This window comes from candidate division TA06 bacterium B3_TA06 (assembly GCA_005223075.1).
Classification (GTDB): domain Bacteria; phylum Hydrothermota; class Tepidihabitantia; order B3-TA06; family B3-TA06; genus B3-TA06.
The window spans coordinates 187,896-199,577 of the sequence record NJBO01000002.1 but is presented as its reverse complement, the minus strand read 5'-3'; the positions used below and the strand labels follow the sequence as shown (position 1 = coordinate 199,577).

The following is an 11,682-nucleotide window of genomic DNA, read 5'->3' as shown; positions in this document are numbered from 1 at the left end:
CGTAAGTCGGCCCGAAAAGACAAGCGGGCTCGCAATGACAAATAACGAAAAGTTTGGAGTGCAACGAGCGTCTCGTTGTATGAGCTAAGCGACAACACGGTTGTCGCACTCCATAGATAATCTCCCCTTCCCTGGTGGAAGGGGATGGCGTTTCGAAGAAACGTCAGGGGAAGGGGAAACACCTCCTCCATCAAGGAGGAAGAAATATTAAAAGGGCCGGTCTTGCGACCGGCCCCTACATTCTTCTTGTCATCGCGAGCCACCGAAGGTGGCGTGGCGATCTCATATGTGGCACAATCCTCAGATAAACCACCCTTTGTCTATCACCCACTATCCAGAGTGAGGATGTTCATAGGCTCTCTCTTATCCATACGTCTCTAATATATGAGATTGCTTCGTAGCCTCCTTCGGAGGCTAACTCGCAATGACAAATAACGAAAAGTTTGGAGTGCAATGACCGTGTCATTGCAATAATTGCACATCGCAACAACATGGTTGTTGCACTCCATAGAACGAGCCGACCTAATGCCCGTAGGGGCACGCTGTGCCGTGCCCCTACAATCTGCGTTAATCTGCGGATAGATTACAGTCTCTCCGCCACCGCCTGGGCAACCTCAAGGGTGGTATTCGTTCCGCCCATGTCGTAGGTGCGAACCTTGCCCTCGGAGATGACCGCGGCTATCGCGGCGTCTAACCTCTCGGCCTTCTCGTTCTCGCCAAGCCAGTCAAGCATCAAGCGGGTAGTAATGAGCATCGCCGTAGGGTTCACCTTGTACTGTCCCGCATACTTGGGTGCAGAGCCGTGGGTGGGTTCAAAGAGCGCATAGTCGTCACCGATGTTGGCAGACGCGGCAAAACCAAGCCCGCCGACAAGCTGCCCGCAGAGATCGGAGATAATATCCCCGAACATGTTGGAAGCAACCAGGATGTCGTAGTCCAAGGGATTCTTGAGTAGCCACATCGCCATGGCGTCCACGTTGGCCTCCCACAGGGGGATGTCCGGATACTCGGCAGCGATCTTGCGAGCCTCGCGGATCATGAGACCTGAGGTCTCGCGGATCACGTTAGGCTTTTCTATCACCGTGACCGAACGTCTGTTGTAGCGCTTGGCGAACTCGAACGCTGCCCGCAGGATACGCTGACATCCCTTGCGGGTAAAGAGCCGCACGGAGATGGCCATGTCGTCGTTGGAGGTATCGGCGAACTTGCGGGCGTTGGGATGGGTATCGATGGCGGCGCGGATGTTTTCAGGAACCGGATGCCACTCGATGCCGGCATAAAGCCCCTCGGTGTTCTCACGGAAGATAACCAGGTCAATGCCTTCTTTATAGACCAGGGGATTACCCGGATAGGCCTTGCACGGCCTCAGGTTGGTGTAGAGGTCAAAGAGCTGACGCAGACGCACGATGGGCGAACGGTAGATTAATCCTTTGCCCTGCAGTTCAGGGGTTAGCTCGGCCGCGGCCTCCTGCTTGGGCTTAGATGTGATGGCGCCGAAAAGGCAGCAGTCGGTGGAGCGAAGGAGGTCAACAGTGCGCACAGGCAGAGGTTCACCATCCTTGCACCAGAACTCCCAGCCCACGTCGCCGTAGAGATACTCGGCATCAAGTCCGATCTTTTCTAAAACAATCATCGCCGCTTCGGTGACGTCTTTACCTACCCCGTCACCGGGCAGCACCGCAATCTTGTGCTTTGCCACTACGCCTCCTTCTTGGGCAGTTTCAAATCGCTTCGCGTCCACTCAATCCCTTGCTCCTTCACCCAATCCTGGATGTTTTGCCACAACTCCAGGGCGGCATTATAGCGATTCTGGAGTGATGTTTCAACCTCACCGTGAACCATCTCGATGAGGCGGGCGTAGTCTTTTGGAAGATTGGGCAAGTCCTTTGACTCCTCCCACGCGTTGCGGTAGCTCTGGTAGAAGTAGTGGTTCACAACCCCGACCAGGCGAAGCACCGATGAGGAGAAGTGGAACAGCTGGGTTGATGTATCCGATGTAACCTTCCTCTCCCATGCGTTCATGAGCGAGCAGATCTCTTCCTGAACCTCAACCATCACCTCCCCGGCACACCTGCGGAACTTAACTTCGTCTTTCAGGACCTTATGCGCAGCGGTGCGGATTTGATCAAGGCAATCGTCGCCTTCTCTAACGTAGATGGGCAGCATGCGGTGCCACTGATCGGCGGCAATAGGCCAGTCGGTATCCACCTCAGCCGCATCTTTCAGGGCTTTGGAGAATGGCTCATAGTAGACCTCGCAGTAGACCCCGTCACGCATGAACCCGCAGGCGTCCTTTTTGTAGTCATCGGTAACTACGGCCATAAGCTCCAGATCGGAGTAGGGGCCGTCCTGGTTCTTGGCGGTGGAGGCAAAGATAACAAACGCACGCAGATCATCCCCTAAAGCATCCTTGACCTCTTTACAGATCTCGTGCGCTAAGTGTATCCGCTCTTCGTGCGTGGCTCGTCTGATCACTTACCCAGTTTGTTGAAGCCCTTCCAGCTTGAGAGGATGTCTTTGATTGCCTGAGATATCTTTGTTTTCAGAGCCTGGTAGTAGGCTTTAGCCGACTCTCCGGTAAAGGGCTTTGCTTCTGAATCGGAGTATTTCATCGAAGAACGCGGCGATGGGTAAGCCTTGAGGCCTTCGCGGTAGCGGAACGCCCGGCTGCCGCCCCAGGTTTGGGGGACTATCTCAGGATTCGCCGCATACACAAGGGCCAACTCCTCTGCGCCGTCGTGCCCGTTGAATAAGATCACTGCCTCCACTTCGGATATCGCCAACGACGCAAGTAACTCAAAAATAAGGTTATTATAGGTCTCCACCGACACCCACATCCCGTCCGGATAACCGGAAAGGGATGAGACCAGGCCATAGGGAAGAGTAGGGAGGAACACTGCATTGAACTCCGGCGCAATCACGTCGGTGCCCAGCGGCCCTAAGTCATGCGCCTCTATTGTTCCAACCGGCCAGAAGCAGAGCCTGGGTTCTTGCTTAGCAAACTCGTGGGTGTTCATTTCAAGAAGTTTCATAACAGTACCTCCTTGCATCCACAGATTAGAAGATTACAGATTACAAGATTAAAAGATTACAAGATTCGAAGATTGCAAGATTGCAGATTACAGGATTAGAAGATTTCAAGATTGCGGACTGGAAGATTCAAGGTACTTAATGAAACCGGCAATCGATCTTGAAATCTTCTCACATAGGTTGTAGGCGGCATCGAACGTCTTCTTATCCAAATATTCTAAATCCAGGGTAACGTACAATTTACTTCTCAATTCACCACTTGATGCTTTAGCAATACTGAGGAACTGTATGAATTCCTTCTTAGATTTCCTTTCAAATCCCTCAGCTATGTTCGACATTATTGAAACCGCGCTTCTTTGAATTTGATTTCTCAATCCAAAGTCCTTCGATAATTTGGTTTTCTTGGATATCTCATAAATCTGGTTGACGAGCTTTCTTGCCAACTGCCAGACTTCCAGATCCTCAAACCTCTTAATCTTCACTCTTCAATCCAATCTTAAAATCTTCCAATCTTCAATCCGTTAATCTTTGAATCTTCCAATCATTTACCCCCTCACAGCGGGATCTCCTTCTGCCGCTCCTCACCCTTTACCTCCAGGGCCTTGATATCAGTGCCGATCTGTTCGAGGCGTTTGGCAACCTCATCATACTTGTTGCGAGCGTTTGTTATATGTTTGCCCACCACCTCCCACTCTTCACGCGCGGTGTCGAACTCCTTGGCCAGACGGTTGAGGGTATCAAGTATGCGCTGCGCCTCCTTCTCAATGGCCAGGCCGCGCAGCCCCAGAATGATGGTCTCAAGGAACTGGTAGAAAGTAGAAGGGGAGACCGGGAAGACCCGAATCCTGCGGAAGGCCACCATCAGCTCATCGATCCCGGAGAGCCGTGAGTATAACTTCTCCGAAGGGATGTACATTAAAGCGAAGTTGACCGTGCCCTCGTCAGGCTTAATGTACTGCTTCACCTCGTTCACCCGGGGACGCATGATCTGCTTGAAGCGCGACTTGAAGTGTTCTTCATCGACCTCATCGGCTACCATGCGCTGGAACTCCTCCAAGGGAAACTTTGAGTCGATGGGTATGATGCGGTCTTTGGTCTTGATGACCGCGTCCACGATTGTACCGTCCTTGAATCTATACTGGAACGCGTAGTTGGCCGCAGGCAGCACGTCCTTGATGAGCTCGTTTAACAGAACCTCACCGAACCCGCCGCGCACCTTGGGGGATAACAAAAGCTCCTGGAAGGTGGAGATGGATTTGCCTACGTCCTGCATCCCCTTGGCCGCCTCCTGCATCGCGCCCAGGTCCTTGCGGATGGCGCCGAACAGGTTGGTGGTCGCCTCAAGGCGCTTGTTGATCTCAGCTAGTGTCTTCATCTCGGCAGGGTTGGATGCCAGTGCTTCAAGCTTTATGAGCTTTTCTTTGATCTTCTCGGCTTCCTCTTTGCGGATGCGCTCCGCGTCTTCCTGCTTTCTGCGTTGATTGAAAATGAGCACTATGAGGATAACGAGAAGCACCACAACCAGCATTCCCCCTATCGAACCTAGGATAATGCCAATCATCTATTCCTCCTCAATCTTTTTTCTTCAATGGATGGATAAGCCTGTTCCACCCGCACATGAACTGCTCCTCGATAAAGGCACGGATGAACGCAGGGCCTTCCATCACGTCGAGATACGGATTCAAGAGCCTCGCCTGCCGCGCCGTCTGAAAAACAATCCGGGACATAAACACCGGACATCCCTTGAGATGAGTACGCGGCCTAAGGTCGCCGGCACGAGTGCAGTCGCCGACGAATATAAGGTTGGCGCGTAACTCCTCGGGGAGATCACCCTTGTAGTCTCCGACCACTATCCCGACCTTCCTGGGGCGCTCCTGATGCGGCTCCTGGCCCAGAAGCCGGAAGAGAAACCTTGCCGCAGGATTCACCTTCTCCTGGCTACGCCACGCACGGTAGTGGTTGATGTAGTAAATCGCCTCGGCAACGAAACCGATGCACCCGCCCCGGCAGCGTTTTCCCTCGTGCACCTGGCCCTCGAAGTAGCGGATATAAGGGTTGAGGCTGTCTATCTCTGGTTCGGCAAAAGTACCGGGGGGTAATGGTTTAATATCCTCACCGATGATCTCGATATCGGCAAGATCACAGGGTCCCAGACCGCGCCCTGCTGCTAATCTGAGATGAGTGATCTTTGCCGGATCAAAACCCACAAGATGCGCCGCTAAAGCGTCCGCAGCCACCGCGTTGCGAGAGGCGATTAGAAGATTCAAGGGATACGGATCAGGACAGCCTGCACCGTTAGTCCCCAGGGTGATGCCGTCTATTATAACCAGATCGGGTGGATAGGCTTCCAGCACGTCAACGATCTTTCGATCCAGATCGTAGTGATGCCCGTGCAGCCGGAGAGATCGCTTGATTAAACCGATGAGAAGTTTTGCCGCACCGCTTATGTCGGTCTGGGCGTGGATCTTGAGCTTGGGTACGAACACCCGGATGCCGTCCTGGATGAGTATTGACGGTATTGGCAGCTCATCGTGCACCTGGCCATGCTGAGCCTTGATCGTTACGTCGTGCACCGCCTCTGCAAGGTTGAGGAAGCGCACACCCTCCTCCCAGCACAGCTTTTTATAACCGGATTTGCGGTAGACATAACGCAATGGCATCATAAGTCCGCAGTCCTCAAAGAGGATACGTTCGGCGGCTCCAGATTCCTTCAGCGCCCTGAATATCGCCCGGAGCAGTTCCGGATGGGTGTAGGCGTGCTCAGCGTATCTCGTGGCCTGAACCAGATTGGGCTTGATGAACGCGCGGGGTTTGGGCTTGACATCAAGGATTTTGATAGCGTCGGCAACAAACACTTGGATTGCATCCGGATCGTAGCGCTCGACCTTTTTGATTATAACTTTTTCTCTACCCATTGGTTCAGTCTGGTAGGGGTACGGCACAGCGTACCCCTTGAGTGTATTTTGCGCTCATAGGGCATGCCGTGCCCCTACGGCTTTTTTGATTCAATCTATCCTCCATCCTCGGGTGCAAAACGGGTCCAGTAGCCAAGAACCCGCAGGATACCTTCAAGTTTTTCTCTCCAGACCGATTCCGGCAATAGCTCAAGCTTCTTCGCTGCAAGATCGAGATGCTGGCGCGATAGCCTCTGGTTGAATTTCAAAGCGTCGTAGCGGCGGTAGAGCTCAAGAATCTCCTCCGCGCCCTCCGAGGTTCCCAGAGACAAAAGGTGCAGAAGCTTTTTGCGGTCCTCATCGGTGGCCGCGTGAACGGTGTGTATAAGCTGGGCCGTGAGCTTGCCCTTCTTGATGTCGGTGAACCGGGACTTAAGGCTCACGGTGGACGCGGCTAAAAGATCCTTGGCGTCGTCGTATATCTGGAACGCAATCCCAAGCTCGCGGCCGAACTCCCGCATGGCGGTGGTGGCATCATCGGGGGCCTTGGCAAGAACCGCACCCGCCTCTGTAGCCGCCTCCAGAAGCGCGCCGGTCTTGAGACGTATGAGTTCAATGTAGTCGTCGACCGTTTTATCCTCGATCTCGGCTGGCGAGAAGTTTATGTCGCGCACCTCGCCTTCGGATGCCTCCAGGCCGGAACGGCAACCTACACTGATGAGGCGAACCAGGGTCTCCTTGTCCACCCCATCGCGCTCTTGATAGGAAGCAAGCATCTGGAAGCCTTTGATCAGGAGCGCGTCGCCCGCAGTAATCGCGTGCCCTACGCCGTATTTTCGATGCAAGGTCTCTGCCCCACGTCTCCACTCCCCGCCGTCTATGATGTCGTCGTGGACAAGGGATGCGGTGTGCGAGACCTCGTAAGCAAGGGCGACGGGAAGGAGATCCTCGATCGCAGCACCCAACGCCTGGCCCACAAGAAGAACCAAAACTGCCCGAAGCCTCTTGCCTCCCCGGAGCAGGACCTCGTTCACCATTCGATGCAGATGGGTATCGTCGGTAAAAAGGGTCTTTAGTTCCCGATTGATCTGCTCACGCTCATCACGTATGATCTCATCCAGTTCATCCGCAATAAGGGCAAAGGACGCTTTCTCTATAAGCTCGTACGCTCGGCGATGACCTTCTGTTGACGAGAGAAGGATTCCCAACCCCTCACGGATCGAGGAATCATCACGCCCCTTTCCCAGAATCAAGCGAACCAGATGATTGTCAGTAAGAAAGGGTTTCAGACGGTTGTCCCAGCGGCGTTCGTGCTCTGTGAAGTGTTCATGCACCCTGTCCTGGTATCGCTTGAGCGCTTTGGAATCGCCGTCAAGATACTCTAGAGCGGCGTCGGCCGCGAATAGAGCGGACTTGCGTGCCTGATAGATCCCTCCGCCGTGGATGATTGAGCCAACGCCAGCGGCATCGCCGATGGCCATCAATCCATCGCCGTAGATCGGTTTGCGCAGTCTCATGGGGACCTTGCCTCCATCCTGCCGGATACGGGGTGCGGAGGGGGACAGTCCGAGGCGAGGAAACTGTTCCTTAAGAAACTCTTCCAGCTCAACCTTGAGGGAAGGCTTTCGTCCGCGTATCACGTCCATGGTAGTCCCTACGCCTGCAACAAGGATATCTTTCTTTGGGAAGAGCCAGAAGTAGCCCTCATGGATTCGATCGGGAACAAAGTGGAACTCGATGGCTGAGCCGAACGCTTTGTCCAGAACTTCTTTTCCTGCATCGAGCCAGAACTGACAGGTGATGCCCATGCCCTGGTAGGGGAAAGGTTCAAGTCCGAGCTTTCGTTCAAGCACCGAGGCGTTGCCGCCGGCTGCGTGTATCAGTAAAGCAGCTTCTATGGTTACAGTTTCATCACGTGCGGTGGCGATAACCTGCCAGCGGTTACCCGATCTGAGGAGGGCTGTAATCTGGGCGTGTTCGATGAACTGAGCCTTTGCCGCCCGCTTCTGCAGCCAGCGGTCGTAGACTGAACGTTTTACGGTGATCCCGGATTGGTTCTCATGCTGGGTGGATATGGTAAGTGCCGAACCATCTGGTCCAAAGATTCGCGCCTGAGAAATCTTGCGTTCGATAATTTTCTCGGGTGGGGCTCCGAACTCTAAAAGCTCGCCGGTCTGAATAGCGCCGCCGCAGGGCTTCTCGCGGTCAAGTGAGGTCTTTTCCAGAACCACCACCCTTAACCCGGCCTCTGATAGCTGATAAGCCGCCTGTGATCCGGCAGGACCGGCACCCACTATCAAAACGTCAGATTCGATCACCTGGAAAAGCCGAAACGCAGAGCCGCCATTGCAAGAGATAAAAGTATCCAGGGAATGATCACCGAAAGATAACTCTTAACCTTAGGAACATTGGCAACAACTGAAAAGCCCAGTCCCATAATGATTAACCGCCACACGGTAAAGAAGTCAACCTGGGCGGCAAGACGATAAAGATAAGTGTTCGGTTTAAGGGCGGGTAGAAGAGCGAACGAGGTTTGAATGTCAAGCCGTTGCAGTATCAATGTAAGGGTAACGATCAGAACCATCCCCAGGACCTTTATCAAACTACTGTAAGAAACCACCGCAAAGGACCTCGTGAAACTGATTTTCCCACCCAAGATGGAAAAAAGTGCCCAGAAGAAAAGTGTGGCAAGGATGGCTCCGCCACCGCTTATAAGGATTCCTACGAGAGCGTTTAATGCAACGCTCACGGGCGAGCGCATAGTTGTCGTAACTACCGCCATCTGCTCCTGGCTCATCTCAACGCCTCCGGGCAGTTGCTGACGCATGGCATCCAGCCATACCTCCGTCGGGAGCAAAAGACGGGGCAAAAGACTGGCTACGGCAGCCGCAAGTATCAAGATAATGAACGGCACAAGCCAGCGGGGTCGCTCACCTAGATCTGTGAATAGTTCGTTGGGCGCTACAAATACGGATAGAAGGCGCCTGCCTTCGCTCAAAACTCCTCCTTCTCAAGACCCAGTTCCTTCTTGAGTCGCGACAGGTAACTGGGTTGAATTCCCAGCATCTGGGCGGCCCTTTTATGGTTGCCCCTTGTCTTCTTAAGGGTGTGATACAGATACTGGCTTTTGAACTCCTGCACCGCCTCAAGCCAGGGCTTATCTTCGGCAAAGATATCGGTACGTTCCTCGTGCGGACCCTTGCCTATAACGATATCCTCAGCTCGAATCGAGAAACCGTGGGAGAGCACAAACGCTCGTTCAATCACGTTGCGCAGCTCGCGTATGTTCCCTGGCCACTCGTAAGCTCTAAGCTTGGCCAGAGCGGCAGCCTCAACCCCATCAATCCCCTTGGTGGTTTCCATGTTGAAGAGTTTTATGAAGTGCTCTACCAGAAGAGGGATGTCATCCTTTCGATCACGCAACGGTGCAAGTTCAATCGGGAAAACGTTTATCCGGTAGTATAGGTCCTCACGAAATTTCTTTTCGCGGATAAGTACAGGTAAATCCTGATTGCTTGCGGTGATAACGCGTACATCCACACTCAGTCGCTCTTTGCCTCCCAGTCGCTCGAACTCCTTGTTCTCGATGAAGCGCAACATCTTGACCTGTGTCTCAAGCCCCAGATCGCCGATCTCGTCAAGGAAGAGGGTCCCTTTGTGTGCCTGCTCGAACTTACCCTCCTTACGCGTGGTAGCACCGGTAAATGCACCCTTTTCATAACCGAAGAGCTCACTCTCGATCAGGGTGGTTGGGATGGCCGCGCAGCTAACTATCAAGAAAGGCCCCTCCTGACGCGGGCTCTCCAGATGTATGTAGCGTGCCAGGAGCTCCTTGCCTGTTCCACTCTCGCCGGTAATGATAACCGTTGTGTTCGAGGACGCCACGCGCTTTGCAAGATCAATCGCCTCCATTAGCCTTGGATCACGGCCGACGATCCGGTATCTGAGTTCCTGCGCCGCCTCGATCGCCCGCTTGGAGGCTCGAAGGTCCATGTATTCCTGGGCATTTCGCAGCACCTGGGCCGCCTGCCCTGCAAGGAGTTCCAGAAGATTGACATCTTCCTTAGTAAACTCGGCTCCCATCTCCTTGTTGAGCACCTCGATCACACCGACGGTCCTACCCTTAAGCTTCAGGGGCACACCAAGGATCGAACGCGTCTTAAAGGAGGTGGCTTCGTCCACACCGGAGTACCACCGACCGTCCTTCTTGACGTCGTTGACCACAAGCGGCTTCCCATGTACCGCAACATATCCCGCGATGCTCTCCTCACCCACAGGAACGTAAAGGGAAGCCAGAGATTGCTTGGCCTCACCTGTGGCCACCGCAAAGCGCAGTTTGCCCACCTTCTCGTCCAACAGAAGCAGAGATGACGCTTCGGAGCGGGTCAGGGATTTGGCGCTCTCAAGTATGATCTCAAGCAGCTGGTCGAAGTCTATGGTCGAAAGCAGCTTTCCGGTGACCTCTATAATCCGGCGTAGCTCCTCGGCACCAATTGCAGCTGCAGCAGAGGTCTTTCTAGAACCTTTTTTCGACATAGAACTCCTCTTGAGCCTCAGCAACCAAATCCTCAAGCCACTCCTCCTGCTTCAAGGCAGCCAGATAGTTGCGTATCTGGGCCTGCATCTCATCAAAGGAAAGTATGCGCTCATCATGCTTATCCTCAGCATATAGAAGGTGCACGCCCATCTCCGAGATAAACGGTTTGCTTACCTGGCCTGAGTCAATGGTTGCGGCAACCGAATCAAATGGTGGGGTAAGCGCGGCCAACGGAACCTCACCAATAAAGCCGCCCTGCTCGCTTGTTGTAAGGTCCTCAGAGTAGGTTCGTGCGGCCTCCTCAAAGGTCAGCTCGCCTGAGAGTATCTCCTCCCTTATCTTATCCGCAAGCTCAAGAACCCGAAGTGTATCTCGCCTGGTTATGTGCTGTTTGAAGAGTATGTGTCGTGCATAGACCTTATCCCCTGAACGAGCCTCCACGAGAAAGAGGTGGTAGCCCTGGCGAGAGGGAACCGGCGGTGAAACACGACCCACAGGCAGGAAGAAGAGAACCGAGTCGATCTCAGGCAAAAGATCCCCACGCTTTACCCAACCAAGCGAACCGCCTCGCGAGCGGGTACGGGTATCTTCGGAGAATGACTCCGCCAGAATATCGAAATCGCCGCCCCGGGAGAGGATATCGAGAACCTCCATAATCTTTCTTTCTATGCGGGCCTGCTCTGCCGCCGAAGGTCTTATGCTGAAGGCGATGTGAGCCATGCGGATGTAGCCGGGAACCACAGCTATGGAGTCTTTGTTCTGCTCGTAGAATTTCCTGACCTCGTTGGGCGAGACGTAGGGTTGTATCTTACCCTGCGCTGTAAACATCTGCTGGATAATAGCCTGGAACCGTCCCTGATTCATGAGCAATTTGCGCAGCCGATCACGAGTCAACCCCGCCTCTTCCAACTCGGCTCGAGTCTCGGGGAATGAATCAAGCTGGGCGTAGAAGGCTTCCAACCGACGATCGACGCCTTTGGCTATATCCTCTCGGTCAATCTCTATCGCCGAGTCAAGTGCGGCCTTCTTAAAGATAAGCTTTTGGGCGATAAGGCGATCGAGCACCACAAGCCTTATCGAGTCTTCGGTTCCTTCCAGTAATGGGGCCTCAAGATTGGCAAGGATCACCATCGCCTCAACCTCGCTTGAAAGGATCGGGTCGGCGTCTACCACGCCCACCACCCGGTCAGCACTCCCCCCCACCAGCGCTAAGGCCAATAA

At 53.8% G+C, this 11,682-nt stretch carries 10 protein-coding genes; all 10 read right to left on the bottom strand.

The window, feature by feature from the left end; all coding sequences use genetic code 11:
- Positions 1 to 583: 583 nt before the first annotated feature.
- Positions 584 to 1,699, bottom strand: a complete 1,116-nt coding sequence (locus tag CEE36_02375) for a 3-isopropylmalate dehydrogenase (protein TKJ43985.1) — start codon at positions 1,697 to 1,699, stop codon at positions 584 to 586.
- A complete protein-coding gene (locus CEE36_02370) occupies positions 1,699 to 2,475 on the bottom strand; it encodes a hypothetical protein (protein ID TKJ43984.1) in 777 nt (258 codons plus the stop codon). The genes CEE36_02375 and CEE36_02370 overlap by 1 nt, the downstream gene beginning before the upstream one ends.
- Positions 2,472 to 3,050: a hypothetical protein gene (locus tag CEE36_02365; protein ID TKJ43983.1), complete on the bottom strand. Its 579-nt coding sequence runs from the start codon at positions 3,048 to 3,050 to the stop codon at positions 2,472 to 2,474. The genes CEE36_02370 and CEE36_02365 overlap by 4 nt, the downstream gene beginning before the upstream one ends.
- Positions 3,051 to 3,137: 87 nt before the next feature.
- Positions 3,138 to 3,512, bottom strand: coding sequence for a four helix bundle protein (locus tag CEE36_02360; protein ID TKJ43982.1), 375 nt, complete (start codon positions 3,510 to 3,512; stop codon positions 3,138 to 3,140).
- Between the two features lie 71 nt (positions 3,513 to 3,583).
- Positions 3,584 to 4,591, bottom strand: a complete 1,008-nt coding sequence (locus CEE36_02355; protein ID TKJ43981.1) for a hypothetical protein — start codon at positions 4,589 to 4,591, stop codon at positions 3,584 to 3,586.
- Between the two features lie 10 nt (positions 4,592 to 4,601).
- A complete protein-coding gene (locus tag CEE36_02350; GenBank protein ID TKJ43980.1) occupies positions 4,602 to 5,945 on the bottom strand; it encodes a hypothetical protein in 1,344 nt (447 codons plus the stop codon).
- 95 nt (positions 5,946 to 6,040) lie between these two features.
- Positions 6,041 to 8,242 (bottom strand): hypothetical protein, encoded by a 2,202-nt coding sequence (locus CEE36_02345; protein TKJ43979.1) that lies wholly within the window; start codon positions 8,240 to 8,242, stop codon positions 6,041 to 6,043.
- On the bottom strand, positions 8,239 to 8,922 hold the full coding sequence (locus tag CEE36_02340) for a hypothetical protein (GenBank protein TKJ43978.1): 684 nt from the start codon (positions 8,920 to 8,922) through the stop codon (positions 8,239 to 8,241). Before CEE36_02340 ends, CEE36_02345 begins: the two co-directional genes overlap by 4 nt.
- Positions 8,919 to 10,460 carry a Fis family transcriptional regulator gene (locus CEE36_02335; GenBank protein TKJ43977.1) on the bottom strand — a complete coding sequence of 514 codons (1,542 nt, stop codon included), beginning with the start codon at positions 10,458 to 10,460 and terminating at the stop codon, positions 8,919 to 8,921. Before CEE36_02335 ends, CEE36_02340 begins: the two co-directional genes overlap by 4 nt.
- Positions 10,441 to 11,679, bottom strand: coding sequence for a hypothetical protein (locus CEE36_02330; GenBank protein ID TKJ43976.1), 1,239 nt, complete (start codon positions 11,677 to 11,679; stop codon positions 10,441 to 10,443). Before CEE36_02330 ends, CEE36_02335 begins: the two co-directional genes overlap by 20 nt.
- Positions 11,680 to 11,682 lie beyond the last annotated feature (3 nt).

What these genes read in the sequence shown, in the direction of transcription:
- CEE36_02365 (TKJ43983.1), bottom strand. Translation starts at nt 3,050, where the DNA reads ATGCAAGGAGGTACTGTTATGAAACTTCTTGAAATGAACACCCACGAG.
- CEE36_02355 (TKJ43981.1), bottom strand. Translation starts at nt 4,591, where the DNA reads ATGATTGGCATTATCCTAGGTTCGATAGGGGGAATGCTGGTTGTGGTG.
- CEE36_02350 (TKJ43980.1), bottom strand. Translation starts at nt 5,945, where the DNA reads ATGGGTAGAGAAAAAGTTATAATCAAAAAGGTCGAGCGCTACGATCCG.
- CEE36_02335 (TKJ43977.1), bottom strand. Translation starts at nt 10,460, where the DNA reads ATGTCGAAAAAAGGTTCTAGAAAGACCTCTGCTGCAGCTGCAATTGGT.